This is a genomic window from Flavonifractor sp., assembly GCF_019422385.1.
Lineage (GTDB): Bacteria > Bacillota > Clostridia > Oscillospirales > Oscillospiraceae > Flavonifractor > Flavonifractor avistercoris.
On the sequence record NZ_JAHZDL010000023.1, the window covers coordinates 1 to 20299 of the forward strand.

Annotated in this window: 23 protein-coding genes; 18 read left to right on the plus strand and 5 right to left on the minus strand. The window is 65.4% G+C overall.

Features of this window, described 5'->3' with window-relative positions:
• Positions 1-107: 107 nt before the first annotated feature.
• Complete coding sequence (locus QZ378_RS04880; protein WP_291257514.1) at positions 108-1589, minus strand: serpin family protein; 1482 nt, start codon at positions 1587-1589, stop codon at positions 108-110.
• Entirely contained in the window at positions 1589-2062 is a 474-nt protein-coding gene (locus QZ378_RS04885) for an RNA polymerase sigma factor (RefSeq protein WP_291257497.1), read from the minus strand. Before QZ378_RS04885 ends, QZ378_RS04880 begins: the two co-directional genes overlap by 1 nt.
• A 240-nt stretch (positions 2063-2302) precedes the next feature.
• Here QZ378_RS04885 and QZ378_RS04890 point away from each other — a divergent pair, with 240 nt between their 5' ends.
• The 13 genes from QZ378_RS04890 (at position 2303) to QZ378_RS04950 (ending at position 14166) form a co-directional block, all read left to right on the plus strand.
• The gene (locus QZ378_RS04890; protein ID WP_087236639.1) at positions 2303-2551 is read left to right on the plus strand and encodes an IreB family regulatory phosphoprotein; all 249 of its coding nucleotides are present in this window, start codon (positions 2303-2305) and stop codon (positions 2549-2551) included.
• Positions 2552-2685: 134 nt separating this feature from the next.
• Complete coding sequence (locus QZ378_RS04895) at positions 2686-3396, plus strand: 4Fe-4S binding protein (protein ID WP_291257498.1); 711 nt, start codon at positions 2686-2688, stop codon at positions 3394-3396.
• 309 nt (positions 3397-3705) lie between these two features.
• Positions 3706-4200: a 5-(carboxyamino)imidazole ribonucleotide mutase gene (purE, locus tag QZ378_RS04900; RefSeq protein ID WP_191379941.1), complete on the plus strand. Its 495-nt coding sequence runs from the start codon at positions 3706-3708 to the stop codon at positions 4198-4200.
• Between the two features lie 48 nt (positions 4201-4248).
• Positions 4249-4968 (plus strand): phosphoribosylaminoimidazolesuccinocarboxamide synthase, encoded by a 720-nt coding sequence (purC, locus tag QZ378_RS04905; protein WP_087241512.1) that lies wholly within the window; start codon positions 4249-4251, stop codon positions 4966-4968.
• A gap of 2 nt (positions 4969-4970) precedes the next feature.
• Complete coding sequence (locus tag QZ378_RS04910; RefSeq protein ID WP_191529540.1) at positions 4971-6392, plus strand: amidophosphoribosyltransferase; 1422 nt, start codon at positions 4971-4973, stop codon at positions 6390-6392.
• 256 nt (positions 6393-6648) lie between these two features.
• Positions 6649-7695 carry a phosphoribosylformylglycinamidine cyclo-ligase gene (purM, locus tag QZ378_RS04915; RefSeq protein ID WP_191379943.1) on the plus strand — a complete coding sequence of 349 codons (1047 nt, stop codon included), beginning with the start codon at positions 6649-6651 and terminating at the stop codon, positions 7693-7695.
• A 10-nt stretch (positions 7696-7705) separates the two neighbouring features.
• Positions 7706-8347: a phosphoribosylglycinamide formyltransferase gene (purN, locus tag QZ378_RS04920; RefSeq protein ID WP_291257499.1), complete on the plus strand. Its 642-nt coding sequence runs from the start codon at positions 7706-7708 to the stop codon at positions 8345-8347.
• Positions 8348-8359: 12 nt separating this feature from the next.
• Positions 8360-9067, plus strand: a complete 708-nt coding sequence (locus tag QZ378_RS04925) for an IMP cyclohydrolase (RefSeq protein ID WP_087241504.1) — start codon at positions 8360-8362, stop codon at positions 9065-9067.
• A gap of 20 nt (positions 9068-9087) precedes the next feature.
• The gene (locus QZ378_RS04930) at positions 9088-10260 is read left to right on the plus strand and encodes a phosphoribosylaminoimidazolecarboxamide formyltransferase (RefSeq protein ID WP_291257500.1); all 1173 of its coding nucleotides are present in this window, start codon (positions 9088-9090) and stop codon (positions 10258-10260) included.
• 3 nt (positions 10261-10263) lie between these two features.
• Positions 10264-11037, plus strand: a complete 774-nt coding sequence (locus QZ378_RS04935) for a TraX family protein (protein ID WP_291257501.1) — start codon at positions 10264-10266, stop codon at positions 11035-11037.
• Positions 11038-11046: 9 nt separating this feature from the next.
• Entirely contained in the window at positions 11047-12318 is a 1272-nt protein-coding gene (gene purD, locus QZ378_RS04940) for a phosphoribosylamine--glycine ligase (protein ID WP_291257502.1), read from the plus strand.
• A 108-nt stretch (positions 12319-12426) separates the two neighbouring features.
• Positions 12427-13227, plus strand: a complete 801-nt coding sequence (locus QZ378_RS04945; RefSeq protein ID WP_291257503.1) for a helix-turn-helix transcriptional regulator — start codon at positions 12427-12429, stop codon at positions 13225-13227.
• 96 nt (positions 13228-13323) lie between these two features.
• The gene (locus QZ378_RS04950; RefSeq protein WP_291257504.1) at positions 13324-14166 is read left to right on the plus strand and encodes a helix-turn-helix transcriptional regulator; all 843 of its coding nucleotides are present in this window, start codon (positions 13324-13326) and stop codon (positions 14164-14166) included.
• A 73-nt stretch (positions 14167-14239) separates the two neighbouring features.
• Here QZ378_RS04950 and QZ378_RS04955 read toward each other — a convergent pair whose 3' ends face one another.
• The 3 genes from QZ378_RS04955 to QZ378_RS04965 form a co-directional block, all read right to left on the minus strand.
• On the minus strand, positions 14240-14983 hold the full coding sequence (locus QZ378_RS04955; RefSeq protein ID WP_191529549.1) for a hypothetical protein: 744 nt from the start codon (positions 14981-14983) through the stop codon (positions 14240-14242).
• 78 nt (positions 14984-15061) lie between these two features.
• Positions 15062-15367 (minus strand): hypothetical protein, encoded by a 306-nt coding sequence (locus QZ378_RS04960; protein ID WP_191379952.1) that lies wholly within the window; start codon positions 15365-15367, stop codon positions 15062-15064.
• 133 nt (positions 15368-15500) lie between these two features.
• A complete protein-coding gene (locus QZ378_RS04965) occupies positions 15501-15731 on the minus strand; it encodes a hypothetical protein (protein ID WP_291257505.1) in 231 nt (76 codons plus the stop codon).
• Positions 15732-15951: 220 nt separating this feature from the next.
• Between QZ378_RS04965 and QZ378_RS04970 the strand changes: the two genes are divergently transcribed.
• From QZ378_RS04970 to truA, 5 genes are all read left to right on the plus strand, one after another.
• Entirely contained in the window at positions 15952-16815 is an 864-nt protein-coding gene (locus QZ378_RS04970) for a class I SAM-dependent methyltransferase (RefSeq protein ID WP_291257506.1), read from the plus strand.
• Positions 16816-16826: 11 nt separating this feature from the next.
• Positions 16827-17678 (plus strand): energy-coupling factor transporter ATPase, encoded by an 852-nt coding sequence (locus QZ378_RS04975; protein WP_291257507.1) that lies wholly within the window; start codon positions 16827-16829, stop codon positions 17676-17678.
• 76 nt (positions 17679-17754) lie between these two features.
• Positions 17755-18633 carry an energy-coupling factor transporter ATPase gene (locus QZ378_RS04980; RefSeq protein ID WP_291257508.1) on the plus strand — a complete coding sequence of 293 codons (879 nt, stop codon included), beginning with the start codon at positions 17755-17757 and terminating at the stop codon, positions 18631-18633.
• Positions 18634-19446 (plus strand): energy-coupling factor transporter transmembrane protein EcfT, encoded by an 813-nt coding sequence (locus tag QZ378_RS04985; protein ID WP_291257509.1) that lies wholly within the window; start codon positions 18634-18636, stop codon positions 19444-19446.
• Between the two features lie 34 nt (positions 19447-19480).
• The gene (truA, locus tag QZ378_RS04990) at positions 19481-20230 is read left to right on the plus strand and encodes a tRNA pseudouridine(38-40) synthase TruA (protein ID WP_191529533.1); all 750 of its coding nucleotides are present in this window, start codon (positions 19481-19483) and stop codon (positions 20228-20230) included.
• Positions 20231-20299: the final 69 nt, after the last annotated feature.

Consider the following 20299-nt stretch of genomic DNA (forward strand, 5'->3'; position numbering starts at 1 on the left):
CCCCCCTATTGGATGTACCCCCCAGGCTGTCCTGCTGGCAGCTTTCTGGCGGCGGCCCCTTACTTCGTAACGGGGCCGCCGCTCGTGGCGTGCCAGTCCTTTCCAGGTTACACCAGGCTGTCCACCACGCCCACAAAGAGGTTCACATCGTTGTTGGAGCGGACGACGAACAGGAAGGGACGATCCAGATCCATGACGCAGATCCGGGGATCCACCTCCGGGCCGCCGTCGCCCAAGCCCAGCAGGGTGACGGCGGCGGCCACAATGCCCTGCTCGTCCACCTGCACCCGGGCGATCTGCTTGGCCTGATCCAGCCACACCGGCTCGGTGCCGGTGAGGGGGGAGAAGTCGGCGGTCTTCGTATCCAGCACGGAGGTGATCCCCAGCCCGGCCAGGGTGGATTTCAGATCCAGGTCGGAGCCGACGTCGAACTTGGGCACCGACCACCGCACCTCGCCGTAAATGCCGTCGTCGCCATACACGTCCAGGCTGCCCAGGAACTCCGGGTCGGCCAGCAGCTCCCGGGGGGACACTCCCTCGTCAGGGAGGACGAACACCACTTCCCCGGCGCTGCTGTGGAGGGACGCCGCCTGATAGCCCTCCCGGCTGAGGAAATAGGCATTCTCGGTGCGGTGCATGAACTCCGCCTCCTGCTCCGTCCCGTCGGCGGCGGTGAAGACGTCGTCGGTGTTGTCCTCCGGCTGGAACTCGGTGTTCCATCGCCCCATGACGTAGAGGGTGGAGGCCAGCACCATCAGGGTGTCCGGGGTGGTCTCCAGCACCTTGCCGTCGGAGCCGATGAGCCCGCGGGTCTGCTCCGCCGTCCAGTCGGTCAGGGCCTGGTCGGCCGCGTCGGTGCCCATGGGGGCCTGGTAGGAGGCGGCGTAGTAGTGCTCCGCCAGGGCGTCCAGGGTGCCCTGGTTGAAGTCCACCCCCTGGTTCAGCCACATGGAGGTACCCAGCAGGACGGAGGCTGTGCCGTCGTCGGTGTAGAGGTCGTGCCAGAGGCTGTCCGCCCACGACCGAAGCTGCTCCACATCCTCCGCCCCCAGGGCGTCCAGGATCTCCTGCCGGCTGTCCCCGTCGGTGGTCTCCGCCAGCATGGCCAGGGCAAACCACAGGGAGATGGGGGAATACACCCCGTTCCCCTCCCCCGCCAGGGCCAGGGTGGTGCTCTTCGCAGAGAAGTCCGCCAGGGCGGAGAGCAGGCCGGCCTGCTCCTCCAGGCCGGGAGCCTCATTCCGGAAGTCCCGCCACGCCTGCCAGCAGGCGTCGTAATCCTCGTTGAACTGCTTCCAGGCGGCATCATCGGCAGTGGCGGGCTCCGCCGGGGCGTGGGGCAGGTCGGGATAGGCGGGCTCCGCCAGGGCGCAGACGGCGGAGGCGGTGATTCCGCCGCCCCCCAGGCCGGGGATGCCGTTCACCAGCAGAACCGCCGCCAGCACGGCGGCCACCCCCGCCGGAATCACGGCCCGCAGGGGGCGGCGCTTTTCCCGGGGCCTCGCCCCAGCTGCCGCCCGTCTCACCGCCCGCTCCACCGCCGAGGCGGGGGGATGCAGGGCCTCATTGGCCCGCTTATATGCGTCCATCAAGGTTCATCGTCTCCTTTCAGCACCGCGGCCAGCTTCACACGGCCCCGGGACAGCCAGCTCTTGACCGTCCCCTCCTTGGCCCCCATGAGGGCGGCCACCTCTGCCACGGAGTAGCCCTCCACATAGTACAGGTGGACGGCGGTGCGGTAGGGCCTGGGCAGGGCCAGCACGGCTTCATATGCCTCCCGCTCCTCCGGCGGCACCGCCCGGGTCAGGGCCTCGTCCAGGGGCAGGTGTTTCCGCCAGGGGGCGGCAAGCAGGGTGTTGGTGCAGTTGAGGGTGCAGCGGATCAGCCAGGCCTTCCGGTGCTCGTCGCTGTCCAGCTCCCCCTCGTGGCGGAAGAAGCGGGAAAACACCTCCTGGAACACGTCCTCGCTGTCCTGGATATGGCGGGTGCGGGCCAGGGCCAGCCGCCACACCATGTCCCCCCAGCGCTCCACCTGCTCCCGCGCTCTCCTCTCGTCTGTCACTTGCCTCACCTCTCTTTGGGCATACCCGGGCGGAGTCCCCTCCCCCGCCCGTGCCCGCAGGCGGTGGATCTCTCCGTCCCTGGTACCCATAATACCACGGGCGGGGCCGTTTGGTTGCATGCCCATCCCTCTTTTTTGCCAGTTCTTAAAAACTCATAAATTTTTCGCTTGCCTCTTTACACGGAGGCTGTTTTCCGCTAAAATGAAGAACAGAATGATACACGGGGAGGTGTACCAATGATGGAGATGGACTATACCCGCAAATTTAATCTTCAAAATGACAAGGATCCGGAGATCAAGGAGATTCTATCCTCGGTCTACCAGTCCCTGCAGGAGAAGGGCTATAATCCCATCAACCAGATAGTGGGGTACATCCTCTCAGAGGATCCCACCTATATCACCAACTACAACAACGCCCGTGCCCTGATCCGCAAGCTGGATCGGGACGAGCTGCTCCAGGAGCTGGTGAAGCAGTATCTGCGCGATTGAGCCCTGATGTCCATCCAGCGCGCGCCGCCTTTCCGGCGGCGCGCGTTTTTTTGCCGAAAACGTTGCATCTACAACTTACAGGGCGCCGGGATTCTGCTAAACTGTCCTCACAACAAGACAAGGAGGCGTTTTGCATGAAACGCAGAATCATCCATATTGACGAGAGCAGGTGTGACGGCTGCGGCCTGTGCGCCGCCGCCTGCCACGAGGGCGCCATCGAGATGGTGGACGGCAAGGCCCGGCTCACCCGGGAGGACTACTGCGACGGGCTTGGGGACTGCCTGCCGGCCTGCCCCGCCGGGGCCATCACCTTCGAGGAGCGGGAGGCCCCCGCCTACGACCACGCCGCCGTGCTGGCCGCCAAGGCGGCCAGAGCGGCCCAGGCCGCCCCCCTGCCCTGCGGCTGTCCCGGCAGCCAGAGCCGGGCGATCCAACGCCCGGCGGAGAGCGCCGCCCCCGCCGCCGGGGAGATTCCCAGCCAGCTGCGCCAGTGGCCGGTGCAGATCAAGCTGGCCCCGGTGAACGCCCCCTGGTTCGACGGGTGCGACCTGCTCATTGCCGCCGACTGCACCGCCTACGCCTACGGCGCCTTCCACCGGGACTTCATCCGGGGGAAGGTGACGCTGATCGGCTGCCCCAAGCTGGACGAGGGGGACTACACCGAAAAGCTCACCGCCATCCTGGCCGGCAACGACATCAGAAGCGTCACCGTGGCCCGGATGACCGTGCCCTGCTGCGGCGGGATTCAGCGGGCGGCGGAGGCCGCCGTGTCCGCCAGCGGGAAGCAGATTCCCCTCCACGTGGCGGTCATCAGCCCCGACGGCGCCGTCACCGCCCGCACTTGACACACACTTTACAATTGACGCTTCTTTTTCGCCAAAGATCGTTGTGAAAGCATACGAATTTCCTCCCCTTCTCTTGCAAACCCCCGGGAAATCCGATATATTATAGGTATTCTGGGGACGGGGAGGTAGGGCCATGACGCCGGTGCATATGCTGCGCTCTGGGGATTGGCCCGCTGTGCGTGCCTTCGCGCCCTTTTCTGCGGAAAAATAGCATCAGGGTATCCGTATAGCCGGATACCCTGATTTATTTTTCAGGTTCCTTAAAATTTGTCAGTATGACCAGCGTGAATTTTGGACAGGAGGGTTCCTATGAGCAAAAAAGCTGCCGTCATCATGGGTTCTGACTCGGATCTGGACACCATGCGCCCCTGCATCGCCCGGCTCAAAGCCTTCGGCATCCCCGTGGAGGTGCACATCATCTCCGCCCACCGCACCCCCGCCGCCGCCGAGCGCTTCGCCTCTTCGGCCAAGGAGAACGGCTTCGGCGTGATCATCGCCGCCGCCGGCAAGGCCGCCCATCTGGCGGGCGTGCTGGCCGCCTACACCACCCTGCCCGTCATCGGCGTGCCTATCAAGACCTCCATGATGGGGGGGCTGGACTCCCTGCTGTCCATGGTGCAGATGCCCAAAGGCATCCCCGTGGCCTGCGTGGCGGTGGACGGGGCGGACAACGCCGCCATTCTGGCCGCCCAGATGATGGCCCTGTCCGACGAGGTTCTGGGGGACAAGCTGGAGCAGTTCAAGGCCTCCATGGCCGCCGAGGTGGAGCTGAAGGATCAGAAGCTCCAGAGCGAGGCGCTCTGAGTTCCAATCCCTGAATCAAAAATTTTTGTGTATAGAGGAGTTTGTATCATGGCTTACGAAAAGAGAGAGCAGCTGTACGAGGGCAAGGCCAAGAAGGTCTACGCCACCGACGATCCCGAGGTGGTCATCGTCTCCTACAAGGACGACGCCACCGCCTTCAACGGCCTGAAGAAGGGCACCATCACCGGCAAGGGCGCCATCAACAACCGCATGACCAACAACCTGATGCGCCGCCTGGAGGCCAAGGGCGTGCCCACCCACTACATTGAGGAGCTCAGCGACCGGGAGACCGCAGTGAAGAAGGTGTCCATCGTGCCCCTGGAGGTGATTGTGCGCAACATCTCCGCCGGCTCCTTCGCCAAGCGGTACGGCGTGGAGGAGGGCATCGTGTTTGACGAGCCCACCTTCGAGTTCTCCTACAAGAACGACGATCTGGGCGACCCCCTGCTCAACACCTCCCACGCCCTGGCCCTCAAGCTGGCCACCAAGGAGGAGATCGCCCTCATCCGCAAGTACACCATGATGGTCAACGACCTGCTGCGCGGCTTCATGAAGGAGATCGGCATCGATCTGGTGGACTTCAAGCTGGAGTTCGGCAAGACGGCCGACGGCACCATCGTCCTGGCCGACGAGATCTCCCCCGACACCTGCCGCCTGTGGGACGAGAAGACCCACGAGAAGCTGGACAAAGACCGCTTCCGCCGGGATCTGGGCGGCGCCGAGGAGGCCTATGAGGAGGTCATGCGCCGCCTGATGGGGGACAAATAAGCATGGGCGGATTTTTCGGCGCGATCTCCAGGCATGACTGCGTGCTGGACGTGTTCTTCGGCACCGACTACCACTCCCACCTGGGCACCAAGCGGGCTGGCATGGCGGTCTATGACAGGAAGGACGGCTTCCAGCGGCAGATCCACAACATCGAGAACACCCCCTTCCGCACCAAGTTCGACAAGGATCTCTCCGAGTTCCACGGCTGTGCCGCCATCGGCTGCATCAGCGACACCGACCCCCAGCCCCTGCTGGTGCGCTCCCACCTGGGGCTGTACGCCATCACCACCGTGGGCATCATCAACAACGCCGACGCGCTGGTGGATCGCTATTTCTCCGACCACGGCCACCAGTTCCTGGCCATGAGCTCCGGCAAGGTCAACTCCACCGAGCTGGCCGCCGCCCTCATCAACCAGGAGGACGACCTGGTATCCGGCATCCGCCGGGCCCAGGCGGAGATCGACGGCTCCTGCACCATCCTGATCCTCACCCCCGACGCCATTGTGGCCGCCCGGGATCGGCTGGGCCGCCTGCCCGTGCTGGTGGGCCAGACCGAGGACGGCTGCTGCGTGTCCTTTGAGTCCTTTGCCTACCACAAGCTGGGCTACCACGACGCCTATGAATTAGGCCCCGGCGAGATCGTCAAGGTGACCCCCGGAGGGTGGGAGACCCTCTCCCCCGCCGGGGACAAGATGCGCATCTGCGCCTTCCTGTGGACTTACTACGGCTACCCCAACTCCAACTACGAGGGGGTCAACGTGGAGGTCATGCGCTACCGCAACGGTGAGATCATGGCCCGGGACGAGGTGAAAAAGGGCAAAATGCCCAAGGTGGACTATGTGGCCGGCGTGCCCGACTCCGGCGTGCCCCACGCCATCGGCTACGCCAACCGCAGCGGCAAGCCCTTCGCCCGCCCCTTCGTCAAGTACACCCCCACCTGGCCCCGCTCCTTCATGCCCGCCGACCAGAAGGCCCGCGACCAGGTGGCCAAGATGAAGCAGATCCCCGTGCCCGAGCTCATCGAGGGCAAGAAGCTCCTCTTCGTGGACGACTCCATCGTCCGGGGCACCCAGCTCCAGGGCACGGTGGACTTCCTCTATGAGTCCGGCGCCGAGGAGGTTCACATGCGCTCGGCCTGCCCGCCCATCATGTACGGCTGCAAGTACCTGAACTTCTCCCGCAGCAACTCCGACATGGAGCTGCTGGCCCGCCGCACCATCCAGGAGCTGGAGGGTGACGAGGGCCAGAACCACCTGGAGGAGTATGCCGACTCCTCCACGGAGCGGGGCCAGTGCATGCTCAAGGCCATCTGTGAGAAGCTGGGCTTTGACTCCCTGGGCTACCAGTCCCTGGACGGCCTGCTGGAGGCCATCGGCATCGACCGGGACAAGATCTGCACCTATTGCTGGACTGGGAAAGAGTAAGCGATCTCTAGGGGGGATTTCATCCCCCCTAGATACGGCAGCGGTTCCCAAGGAAACCGCCGCCGATACCCCCCTCACCCGCGCCCGCGCGGGTGCCCCTGGCCGCCGCGGCCAGGGGCAGTGGTGTCCTCCGGCGAAGTGAATTCGCCTGCGGGCTTCCTTTGAATCTCTTTTACCCGCAAAGCGAGTAAAACTCTGCGAGGCTTTTTCCTGTATCCCAGCGCACCATTTCCTCATTTCTTTTGGAGGTTTTGCGATGAAGAACTCCCATTCCGAGTCCTACGCCGCCGCCGGCGTGGACGTCACCGCCGGCTACGAGTCGGTCAACCGCATCAAACCCCTGGTGGAGTCCACCTATATCCCCGGCGTCCTGGGCACCCTGGGCGGCTTCGGCGGCCTGTTTGCCCCCGACGTGGCGGACATGAAGAAGCCCGTCCTGGTGTCCGGCACCGACGGCGTGGGCACCAAGCTGAAAATCGCCTTCCTGATGGACAAGCACGATACCATCGGCATCGACTGCGTGGCCATGTGCGTCAACGACATCATCTGCGGCGGCGCCGTGCCCCTCTTCTTCCTGGACTACATCGCCTGCGGGAAGAACCACCCGGAGCACATCGCCGACATCGTCTCCGGCATCACCGAGGGCTGCCGCCAGGCCGGCTGCGCCCTCATCGGCGGCGAGACCGCCGAGCACCCCGGCCTCATGCCGGAGAACGAGTATGACGTGGCCGGCTTCTCCGTGGGCATTGTGGACGAGGAGAAGATCATTGACGGCTCCACCCTCCAGGAGGGGGATCTGCTTATCGGCCTGAGCTCCAACGGCGTCCACTCCAACGGCTTCTCCCTGGTGCGCAAGGTGCTTGGCATTGATTCCAACCCCAAGGCCCTGGACATCCACGTGTCTGAGCTGGGCCGCACCCTGGGGGAGGAGCTGCTGCGCCCCACCCACATCTACGTCAGATCCATCCAGTGCCTGCGCCAGCACGGCGTGGAGGTCAAGGCCATCAGCCACATCACCGGCGGCGGCCTGTATGAGAACGTGCCCCGCATGATGAAGGCCGGCCTCACCGCCCGCATCCAGAAGGACTCCTTCCCCGTGCCCCCCATCTTTGAGATCATCCAGCGCTCCGGCGACATCCCGGAGCGGGATATGTACAACACCTTCAACATGGGCATCGGCCTGGTCATCGCCATCCCCAAGGACCAGATCGGCCACGCCCTGGACGTGCTGGCCCGGGCGGGCGAGCAGTCCTCCATCATCGGCACCGTGGTCAAGGGCGACGCCGGCGTGGAGCTGGTCTGAGGACGGGCGCATGGTACGAATTGCGGTTCTGGTCTCCGGCGGGGGCACCAACCTCCAGGCGCTGATTGACGCCCAGGCCCGGGGAGAGCTGAAAAACGGCGCCATCGCCGCCGTGATCTCCTCCAAGCCCGGCGCCTACGCCCTGGAACGGGCGGAGAAGGCCGGCATTCCCGGCTATGTGGTGGCCCGGAAGGAGTTTTCCTCCAACCGGGAGATGACCCTGGCCCTGGTGGACAAGCTGCGGGAGCTGGACATCGGCCTGGTGGTACTGGCCGGCTTCATGCACATTCTCACCGGGGAGATGGTGGCGGCCTACCCCAACGCCATTCTCAACGTCCACCCCGCCCTGATCCCCTCCTTCTGCGGCGCGGGGTACTACGGCCTCCACGTCCACGAGGCCGCCCTGGCCTACGGCGTGAAGGTCACCGGCGCCACTGTCCACTTTGTCAATGAGGAGCCCGACGGCGGCCCCATCGTCCTCCAGAAGGCAGTGGAGATTTTGGAGGGGGACACCCCCGAGGTTCTCCAGCGCCGGGTGATGGAGCAGGCCGAGTGGCGCATCCTCCCCCAGGCCGTCTCCCTGTTCTGCGAGGGTCGGCTCTCCGTGGAGGGTCGGTTGGTTCACATCAAGCAGGACAAAGAATCCAAATAAAGGAGCCTTTGCATGAAAACTCTGGATCTCACCGCGCTGCTGCGCATCAACCCCTATCCCGGCCGGGGCATCGTGCTGGGCAGCTCCCCCGACGGGAGCAAGTCGGTCATCGCCTACTTCATCATGGGCCGGAGCGAGAACTCCCGCAACCGGATCTTCGTGGAGACCCCCGACGGCATCCGCACCCAGGCCTATGATCCCGCCAAGCTCACCGACCCCTCCCTCATCATCTACGCCCCTGTGCGTGTGTTCGGCACCTCCACCATCGTCACCAACGGCGACCAGACCGACACCATCCGGGAGGGGCTGGCCGCGGGCAAGAGCTTTGAGGAGGCCCTGCGCAAGCGCACTTTCGAGCCGGACAAGCCCAACTACACCCCCCGCATCTCCGGCCTGGTGCAGCAGAACGGGGACTACACCCTGTCCATCCTCAAGAGCGCCGACGGCAATCCCGCCTCCTGCCGCCGGTACTTCTTCGACTACGAGGCCCCCCTGGCCGGGCAGGGCCATTTCCTCCACACCTATATGGAGGACGGCAATCCCCTCCCCTCCTTCCAGGGTGAGCCGGAGCAGGTGGACATCGTCAGCGACACCGCCGCCGACTTTGCCGAGCTGCTGTGGGCCAGCCTGAACGAGGACAACAAGGTCTCCCTCTTTGTCCGCTACATCGACCGCAAGAGCGGCCAGTGGGAGAGCGTGATCAAGAACAAGCACAACTGAGATTGGACGGAGGTTTGAGCATGAGAGAACTGGAACTGAAATACGGCTGCAACCCCAACCAGAAGCCCGCCCGCATCTTTATGGAGGAGGGCGAGCTGCCCATCCAGGTGCTCAACGGCAAGCCGGGGTATATCAACTTCCTGGACGCCCTCAACTCCTGGCAGCTGGTGAAGGAGCTGAAGGAGGCCACCGGCCTGCCCGCCGCCGCGTCCTTCAAGCATGTCTCCCCCGCCGGCGCCGCCGTGGGCACCCCCCTGAGCGACGTGGAGAAGAAAATCTACTTCGCCGAGGGCATGGAGCTCTCCCCCATCGCCTGCGCCTATGTGCGGGCCCGGGGGGCCGACCGGCTGTGCTCCTACGGCGACTGGGCCGCCCTGTCCGACGTGTGCGACGCCGCCACCGCCCGCTATCTGGCCCTGGAGGTGTCCGACGGCGTCATCGCCCCCGGCTACACCGACGAGGCCCTGGAGATCCTGAAGACCAAGCGCAAGGGCGGCTACAACGTGGTGCAGATCGACCCGGATTATGTGCCCCGGGAGGTGGAGCACAAGGACGTGTTCGGCGTCACCTTTGAGCAGGGCCGCAACAACTTCGCCATCAACGAGTCTCTGCTGAACAACATCGTCACCGACAACAAGGAGCTGCCTGACAACGCCAAACGGGACATGCTGGTGGCCCTCATCACCCTCAAGTACACCCAGTCCAACTCCGTCTGCTACGTGAAGGACGGCCAGGCCATCGGCGTGGGCGCCGGCCAGCAGAGCCGCATCCACTGCACCCGCCTGGCGGGCAGCAAGGCGGACAACTGGCTGCTGCGGCAGCACCCCAAGGTGCTGGGCCTCCAGTTCGTGGACGGCATCCGCCGCCCCGACCGGGACAACGCCATCGACGTGTACATCTCCGACGAGTACGAGGACGTGCTGGCCGAGGGCGTGTGGCAGAACACCTTCAAAGTTAAGCCCGAGGTGCTCACCGCGGAGGAGAAAAAGGCGTGGATCGCCACCCAGTCCGGCGTTACCGTGGGCTCCGACGCCTTCTTCCCCTTCGGCGACAACGTGGAGCGGGCCCGCAAGAGCGGCGTGCGCTACATCGTCCAGCCCGGCGGCTCCATCCGGGACGACCATGTAATCGCCACCTGCAACAAGTACGGCATCGTCATGGCCTTCACCGGGATGCGGCTCTTCCATCATTAAGAGATGGAGACCTGCTACGGCCTGAGCGCCGCCGCCCTCAAATACCTGGCCGCCCTGTGCATGCTGCTGGATCACATGGGGGTGGTGTTCCCCCAGCTTTTCTCCGGGCTGGGCCTTCCCGCCGCCCTGGATCTCCTGCCCCGGTGCGCGGGGCGGCTGGCCTTCCCCATCTTCGCCTATTTCGTGGCCGAGGGGTGCAGGCGCACCCGCTTCTTCCACCGGTATCTGATCCGGCTGGGGGTGTTCGCCCTGGTTTCCCAGGCGCCCTACACCCTGGCCACCGGCACCTGGGGCGGCAACGTGATCCTCACCTTCTTCCTGGCCGCCGCCGCCATCTGCGGCTACGAGCGGCTGGTGAAAGCGGAGTACAGCGTGACTGTGGCCGCCCTCCCCCTGCTTGGGGCCTGTGTGCTGGCCCTGGTGCTGAATACCGACTACGGCTTTCCCGCCGTGCTGCTGGTGTTCGGGCTCTACCTGTGCGGCGAGGATCGGAAGCGGCTGCTGCTCTGCCTGGGTGCGGGGCTGGCACTGATCTATCTGGTGTACAACCCCCTGATGGGCTTCCTCTCCCTGCCTGTCCTGCTGCCCCGGCTGGTGGCGGACTATCTGGCGGCGGCTGTCCCCTCCGCCGTCCTCTATGCGCTGTGCGCAGAAATCTCCCTTCTGCCTCTGGCCTGCTACCGGGGCCAGCTGGGCCTCCAGAACAAGTGGTTCTTCTATGTATTCTATCCCGCGCACCTGCTGGGCCTGTGGGCCCTGGGGCTGGCGCTGAAATGAGGTGTCGTCATGCATGTTTTGATCGTGGGCGGCGGCGGGCGGGAGCACGCCATCGCCTGGGCGCTGTCCAAGAGTAGTAAAGTGGATCACCTTTCCTGTGCTCCGGGCAACGGCGGCATCGCCGCCCTGGCCCAGTGCGTGGACATTCCCGCCACCGACGTGGACGCCATGGTGGCCTGGGCCTGTGAAAACAGCGTGGACTTTGTGGTGGTGGCCCCCGACGACCCCCTGGCCCTGGGCATGGTGGACACCCTGGAGGCAGCGGGCATCCCCGCTTTCGGCCCCCGGGCCGACGCCGCCATCATCGAGGCCAGCAAGAGCTTCTCCAAGCGTCTGATGGAGAAATACCACATCCCAACCGCAAAGTATCAGACCTTTACAGAGTTGGAGCCCGCCCTGGCCTATATCGAGGCCCAGGGCGCCCCCATCGTGGTCAAGGCCGACGGCCTGGCCCTGGGCAAGGGTGTCATCGTGGCCCAGACCGTGGCCGAGGCCCAGGATGCCGTCCGCTCCATGATGAGCGGCCACAAATTCGGCGACGCCGGGGCCAGAGTGGTCATTGAGGAGTGCATGACCGGCCCGGAACTCACCGTGCTGGCCTTCTGCGACGGGGAGCACCTGGTGCCCATGCCCTCCTCCCAGGATCACAAGCGGGCCTTTGACGGCAACCAGGGCCCCAACACCGGCGGCATGGGGGCCATCTCCCCCTCCCCCAACTACACCCCCGAGGTGGCCCAGCGGTGCATGGACGAGATCTTCCTGCCCACCGTGGCCGCCCTCAAGGCGGAGGGCCGCCCCTTCCACGGGGTGATCTACTTCGGCCTGATGCTCACCCCCGACGGGCCCAAGGTGGTGGAGTACAACGCCCGCTTCGGCGATCCGGAGTGTCAGGCGGTGCTCTCCCTGCTGGACAGCGATCTGATGGACATCTTCCTGGCCTGCCGGAACGGCACCCTGGATCAGGTGGACGTGCGCTGGAAAGACGGGGCCTCCTGCTGTCTGGTGCTGGCCTCCGGCGGCTACCCCGGCAGCTATGGCAAGGGCTATCCCATTACAGGGCTGGAGGAGGCCGGCCAATCTGCCGTGGTGTTCCACGCGGGCACCAGGCTGGGTGAGAACGGGAGCGTCCTCACCAGCGGCGGCCGGGTGCTGGGGGTCACCGCCACCGGGCCGGAGCTGAACGCGGCCATCGACGGGGCCTATGCCGCCGCCTCCCACATCCACTTCCAGGACATGTTCTTCCGCTCCGACATTGGCCGGGTGTGGAACCCTAACGCTTAGAGCCCCAAGGCATGCAACCGCCGGTTGTCAAATTGGATGCTCCGGTTGGTTGCGCGGGGACGGGCCGTTCTGTTAGGATGGAGCCAGAAACAAAGGAGGTTCATCCATATGGAATTTCGTGAACGGCTCTACCAGCTCCGCAAGGGGCGGGGCATCTCCCAGGAGGAGCTGGCCAATGCCGTGGGGGTCTCCCGCCAGGCGGTGCAGAAGTGGGAGGCCGGGGCCTCCACCCCGGATCTCAACAACCTGTCCGCCCTGGCCGGCTACTTCTCCGTCACCCTGGACTACCTGGTGCGGGGGGTGGAGCCGGAGGCGCCCCAGGCCGCCCCGGCGGAGCGGACGGTGATCCACAACTATTACACCCCCTATCACTACGAGTACCGCAGTAAATGCACCCTCCTGGGCCTGCCCCTGGTGCATATCCACCTGGGCTACGGCCTCCGCCGGGCCAGGGGGATCATCGCCATCGGCAACGTGGCCACCGGCCTTGTGGCCATCGGCGGCTTCTCCGCCGGACTGCTCTCCATCGGCGGGCTGGGCATCGGCCTGCTGACCCTGGCCGGACTGGCCGCCGGCGGGCTGGCCGTGGGCGGAGTGGCCTTCGGCCTGCTGGCCGCCCTGGGCGGCGGCGCGTTCAGCCTGGGTGCCGCCCTCGGCGGATGTGCCGTCAGCCGGTTTGTGGCCGTGGGCGGGGCCGCCGTCGGGCAGTACGCCGGCGGCGCGGCGGCTTTCGGCTCCCTGCTGGCCATCGGCCATGACGCCGAGTCGGCCCGCGGCCTGGCCTTCACCCTGGATCAGCTCGACGCCTTGCACCTGTCCCCGGCGGAGCTGCTGTCTTGGCTCCAGGCCCAGGCGCCGGAGGCCCCCCGGTGGGTGCTCCGCCTGCTGCTGGGCGCGGCGGGCCGTTAACAGCCGGAAAAAGAGCCCTTGCGCCGCGGCGCAAGGGCTCTTTGCGTGACAAAATCCGGCCCCCCTGCTACACTGTGGGCACAAGGAGGGATGCACATGGCGTCCGTGGCAAAGCACATCAGAAAGCTCCGGCTGGAACGGGGCCTCACCCAGGAGGAGCTGGCGGAGCGGCTCCACGTCACCCGGCAAGCCGTGTCCAACTGGGAGCGCAGCGCCGCCCAGCCGGATCTGGACACCCTCCAGGCCATCGCCGCCGCCCTGGGGGTGGAGGTCACCGAGGTGATCTACGGCGCGCCGCCCCCGGCGGCGGTCACAGGGGCCGTCCGGCGGCGGTGGCTGATCACCGGGGCCCTGGCGGTGCTGGGGGCGGCGGTGCTGGTCTATCTGGTGTATCTGCTGGCCTTCTCCAACGGAGCGGCGGGCACCCGGCGGGACGGCTTCCGCTATCAGTTGGGGGACGGGGCCTACCGCACCGCTGTCTACACCCTGACGGACACCTGGTCTACGGAGGTGAACCTGGACGATCCCGCCGCCAGCGTGGGCACGGTTCTGTACCAGGATGACAAGGGCTGCTCCATTGCAGTCTCCGGGCTGGAAAGGATAGACGGCCGCTGGGTGGTCACCTTCCAGGCGGAGAGCGCCCTGAGCCGCCTGGGCGGGCGGCTGGTGTCCGGCTGCTATGAGGAGCGCTCCGGCGATTCCCTGAGCAGCTTCCGGGTGGAGGCCGCCGACGGCCTGTCCCTCACCACCGCTGTGGGTGGGCAGAGCTGGGCCGGTGAGCTGGCGGACATGCAGCCCCTGGGGCGGACAGGAAACGACTTCTCCTTTTACCTGTTCCCCTCCGGGCTGGAGGACGAGCCGGAGTCCGGCACGGCTTCCCTCACCGTGGAGGGCCTGATTGACTTCCGCACGTGGCGGAACTGGCGCTTCTGGGGGTAGCCCGGCCGGGGTTCCGGCCGCAGCACAAGCAGACCGGGCGGACGCAGCCGCGTCCGCCCGGTATTTCTGTATTTCAGTTTTCGTCCAGGGGCAGGGGGTCCGGCGGCCGGTGGTTGAGCTCCGCCGAATAGCCCTCGGCCAGCCGGCTCAGCTGCTCCGCCTGGCTGCCCAGGGTGTGGGAGATCTCCTCCAGCAGGCCGCCCGCCTGATCCATCTCGGCCCTGGCCCGTCCGATGGCGGCGTTGACGTCCTCCCGCAGCCTGCCGTATCCGGTCTGCACCCGGCTCAGCCACTGCTCCACGTCGGCCTGGAGCCGCTTTGCCCGCTCCTCCGCCTCTGCCTGGACATCCTGGGCCCGGCAGTGGGCCTCCAGCTCGATGCCGGCGGTGCGATCCTTGATCTTCTCGTAGGCCTCCGCCGCCTGACCCGCCCGGGCCAGCTTCTCCTTGGTCTCCGTCAGGCGCGCCTCCGTCTCGGTCAGCAGCTCCTCCGCCGCGGTTTTCTCCCGGCGCAGCTCCGCCAGCTCCGTCTCCAGCCGGGCCAGCTCCTTCTGACGCTCCTCGCCCTCCCTGTGGGCGGCGGAGAGCTCCTCCCGCAGGCCCTGGAGCTCCTGTCCCAGCTTCTCCTCCCGCTCCCGGGCGGCCGCCAGCTCCCCCTCCCGGGCGGACTGCGCCTCTCCGGCCTCGTCCAGCTTCCGCTGAAGCCCATCCAGCTTCTCACGGTGCTCCCGCGTCATGGTCTCAATATACAGCAGTACGTCCTGCTTCTGAAAGCCGCCAAAGGTGGCTGTGCGGAACTGAAGCTCTGTGTCGGCCATTTCGGATCCCTCGTTTCTACAGATTCACGGCTATTTTATCACAGTTAACGCCACAGTACAACAAAAAGTGCGTCCTGTTCAAGAAAGAAGGACAAATTCACCGTCGTCATACCTGTAATACAGCGTCTCACCGTCCGGGGCCATGGTGACCACAAAGATCCAGCCCGACGGATCACGGCTGTACCACGGGCGTATTACCTCCACACTTTCAAATAGCGAACTGGAATATACGCCGTGCTCCACCTTGATTTTGTGCTCCAACTGCGCGGTCATGGACATGGCCTGATAATCACGGGCGGAATGAACCAGGGGCAGCCAAATGAAAAACACCAGGACAGCCGCCAGAACAAGAACCGCGATGGTCAGCTTTCTTCTCCTGTTCATCCGGATATCTCCTTCCGTTCCTCACCATTTTACCGCATGGGCGGGGATCACATCGGACAGCAGGGCATAGACCTCCTGATACAGCTTCTCGTGCCCGACAATTTGATAATGGGTGTCCCCAAACTGGGCGGAGTCATAGCCTGGCCGGCTGGAGAGGTTGAGGCAGCTCGCTCCCGGGAATGTCCGCGCTGTAGGTCTCCCCGTCCCGCCCGAAGTCGGCGCTGACAAAGCCGACGCTGGGGTTGTCCGCGGGCTCCACCATGGGCCTTGTGGGCAGAAATACAACTGCCGCCACAGCGGCGGCCAGCACCAGCACGCCGATGCAGAGTACCGTCCGCCATCTCCTGTGCAAGCCATTTTTCATACTGCATCCCCCAACTTTTTCGCGGCCTCCGCCGCCCGTCCAGCCGTCTCCTCCTGTCAGGGAGAGTATAGCATACGGCGGGGGAAAAATCCACCTTCCGCCCGATTTTCCGGGCAGACAGCCAGGCCATGGCCCTCCCGGCTTCTTTGCATTGACTGGTTTCCCTACAGGTGATATAATAGGATGATTATGACAAACTGGACAATGGGACGGGATCAAGATGTGGATTTCCGATAACTGGAGAGACTATGAGCTGCTGGACTGCGGCAATGGCGAGCGGCTGGAGCGGTGGGGCAGATACCTGCTGGTGCGGCCCGACCCTCAGGCCATCTGGCGGCCCGAGGGAAGGCACCCCGGCTGGCGGAAGTATGACGCCCGGTATCAGCGCTCCTCCACCGGCGGGGGCCAGTGGGTCAAGAAGGAGCTGCCCCAGCGGTGGACCCTGGGCTACGGCCCGCTGACGCTCAACGTCAAGCCCATGAACTTCAAGCACACCGGCGTGTTCCCCGAGCAGGCGGCCAACTGGGACTTCGCCATGGAGCGCATCCGCGCCGCCGGGCGGCCCGTCAGCGTGCTCAACCTGTTTGCCTACACCGGCGCGGCCTCGGTGGCCTGCGCGGCGGCGGGGGCCTCGGTGTGCCACGTGGACGCGGCCAAGGGCATGGTGGCCTGGGCCCGGGAGAACGCGGCCTCCTCCGGCCTGTCCGACGCCCCCATCCGCTGGATCGTGGACGACTGCGCCAAGTTCGTGGAGCGGGAGATCCGCCGGGGGCGGAAGTACGACGCGGTGATCATGGATCCCCCCTCCTACGGACGGGGCCCCTCCGGGGAGATCTGGAAGCTGGAGGAGAACCTGTTCCCCTTTGTGGAGCTGGTCACCGGGGTGCTCTCTGACGAGCCCCTGTTTTTCCTGATCAACTCCTACACCACGGGCCTGGCCCCGTCGGTGCTGACCTATCTGCTGGAGACCCTGGTGAGCCGGAAATACGGCGGCCGCACCGAGAGCCAGGAGCTGGGCCTGCCCGTCACCGCCACCGGTCTGGCTCTGCCCTGCGGGGCCACGGGCCGCTGGACTGCCGAATAAGAGGGAGACGCATGAACGACACCATCATCAAAACCGAGAACCTCCGCTTCACCTATGCCGAGGCGGGGGAGGTCAACCCCCTGGTGCTGGACGGGGTGAGCCTGAACATTGAGGCCGGTACCTTCGTGGCCGTGCTGGGCCACAACGGCTCCGGCAAGTCCACCCTGGCCAAGCACCTGAACGCCATCCTGCTGCCCTCCGGCGGCAAGGTGTACGTGGACGGCATCGACACCATGGACGAGGAGCGGCTTCTGGATATCCGCCGCACCGTGGGCATGGTGTTCCAGAACCCGGACAACCAGATCGTGGCCAACGTGGTGGAGGAGGACGTGGCCTTCGCCCCGGAGAACCTGGGGGTGCCCCCGGAGGAGATCCGCCGCCGGGTGGATGACGCCCTCAAGACCGTGGGCATGTACGAGTACCGGGAGCACGCCCCCCACCTGCTCTCCGGCGGACAGAAGCAGCGGGTGGCCATCGCCGGCGTGCTGGCCATGGCGCCCCGGTGCATCGTGCTGGACGAGCCCACCGCCATGCTGGATCCCACCGGCCGGGCGGAGGTCATGAGAACCATAAAAACCCTCAACCGCACGTCCGGCGTCACGGTGGTGCTCATCACCCACCACATGGACGAAGCCGCCCAGGCCGACCGGCTGGTGGTCATGGCCAAGGGCCGGGTGGTGGCCGACGGCGCCCCCAAGGAGGTCTTTCAGCGGGTGGAGGAGCTGAAGGCCGTGGGCCTCACCGTCCCCGAGACCACCGAGCTGCTGTGGCAGCTGCGCCAGGCCGGGGTGGACGTGCCCCTGGACGCCCTCAGCGACGAGGAGTGCGCCCAGGCTCTGTATGACGTATTGACGCGGGCGTGAGAAAATCGCGCTCCGCTTACCGGGCGTCACCCGGTTTCACGGGGATGCACCACTATTGATAAAGGAATGAAGTCAGTTGGAACCCATCATTCAGACGGAACACCTGAGCCATATCTACTCCGCCGGCACGCCCTTTGAGCACGGCGCTCTGGTGGACGTGGACTTCACCGCCTACCGTGGGGAATACCTGGGCATTATCGGCCACACCGGCTCGGGCAAATCCACCCTGATCCAGCACCTGAACGGCCTGCTCAAACCCACCTCCGGCCGGGTGCTCTACGAGGGGCAGGACATCTGGGAGAGCAAGGAGCGCACCCGTGAGACCCGCTTCCACGTGGGCCTGGTGTTTCAGTACCCGGAGTACCAGCTCTTTGAGGAGACCATCTACAAGGACATCGCCTTCGGCCCCAAGAACATGGGCCTGGACGAGAAGGAGATCGACCGCCGGGTGCGGGAGGCTGCCCAATTCGTGGGCCTGAGGGAGGAGCTGCTGAACAAGTCCCCCTTCGAGCTCTCCGGCGGCCAGAAGCGCCGGGTGGCCATCGCCGGCGTCATCGCCATGGAGCCGTCGGTGCTCATTCTGGACGAGCCCACCGCCGGGCTGGATCCCGTGGGCGTGGAGGAGATTCTGGGCAACATCCGGGACTACCACCAGGCCAAGAACGCCACCATCATCATCGTCTCCCACTCCATGGAGGAGATGGCCCGGACGGTGGACCGCATCGTGGTGGTCAACGACGGCCGCATCCCCTTCTCCGGCGCGCCCCGGGAGGTGTTCGCCCACGGGGACGAGCTGGAGGCCATGGGCCTGGGCGTGCCCGCCATGACGCGGGTGTTCCACCGGCTGCGGGCCATGGGCGTGGACATCGACGCCTCGGTATACACCACCGAGCAGGCCAGGGACGCCATCCTGGCCAGGCTGGGCCGTGGGCAGACAGAAAAGGGGGCGGTGTAAATGGCGCTGAAGGACATTACCCTGGGCCAGTACTTCCCCGGCCACACCGTGATCCACCGGCTGGATCCCCGCACCAAGCTCATTTTCACCGTGGCCTATATCGTGGCCCTGTTCCTGGCCAGGCAGGTGGTCTCCTATGCCATCCTGCTGGTTCTGCTGGGGGTGCTCATCGCCGTGTCCAGGGTGGGCCTCAAGAGCATCCTGCGGGGCATGAAGCCCATTCTGATCATCGTGATCATCACCGGCGTGCTCAACCTGTTCTACACCGCCGGCGAGGGAGAGCCCCTGGTCTCCTTCTGGGTGTTCAACATCTACGCGGAGGGCATCTGGGCCGCCATCTTCATGGTGCTGCGCATCGCCATGCTCATCACCTGCACCTTCCTGCTGACCTACACCACCTCCCCCATCCAGCTCACCGACGGCCTGGAGCGGCTGATGAACCCCCTGAAGGCCATCAAGGTGCCCGTCCACGAGCTGTCCATGATGATGTCCATCGCCCTGCGGTTCATCCCCACGCTGATCGAGGAGACGGACAAGATCATGTCCGCCCAGAAGGCCCGGGGCGCCGACTTCGACACCGGCAACCTGATGCAGAAGGCCAAGGCCCTGGTGCCCCTGCTGGTACCCCTGTTCATCTCCGCCTTCCGCCGGGCCGACGAGCTGGCGGTGGCCATGGAGTGCCGCTGCTATCACGGCGGCGAGGGCCGCACCCGCCTGCGTCAGCTGAAGCTGAAGGGCATGGATGTGGCCGCCCTGCTGTTTGCCCTGGTCATGTGCGTGGGCATCGGCGTGCTGGGCCACTTCGGGCTGTAAATTTAAGAAAATTATAATGAGAGCTTAAAGCCTTATGAGAAATATTGCGTTACGCTTGATGTACGTGGGCACGGCCTATCACGGCTGGCAGGTGCAGAAAAACGCGGAGACCGTGGCCGAGACCCTGGAGAAGTCCCTGGCCTCGGTGGTGGGCCATCCGGTGAAGTGCACCGGCGCGGGCCGCACCGACGCCGGGGTCCATGCGGAGGTCTACGTAGCCAATTTCCGCACCACCTCCCGCATCCCCTGCGACCGGATCCCCCTGGCGGTGAACACCCGCCTGCCCGACGACATCGTGGTGGTCAAGGCCACTGAGGTACCGGACGAGTTTAACGCCATCGGCTCCTGTCTGAAAAAGGAATACACCTACCGGATCTACAACTCCCGCATCCGGAATGCGTTTTATGTCAACCGTGCCTGGTTCTATCCCAAGCGGCTGGACGAGACCATCATGCAGCGGGCCGCCTCCCACTTCGTGGGCACCCACGACTTCGCCGCCGTCCGCTCGGTGGGCACCGAAACCCGCACCACCGTGCGCACCGTCCACTATTTCGACATCTCCCGCAGCGGGGATCTGATTGAATGTAAGGTGTGCGCCGACGGCTTCCTGTACAACATGGTGCGGGCCATGGTGGGCACCTGTGTCTATGCCGCCGACGGCAAGTTCTCCCCCGACGCCGTGCCCGCCATCCTGGAGGGCAAAAACCGGACGGATGCCGGGCCCACCGTACCTGCGGGTGGCCTGTACATGACCAGATTGTGGTACAATGAGGATGTGTTGTAGCCGTCCGGGTTTTGCCCCCCGCGCCCACTGGCGCGTCAAGCGTTTTGCCCGTTAGGCAAAACCTTGAAA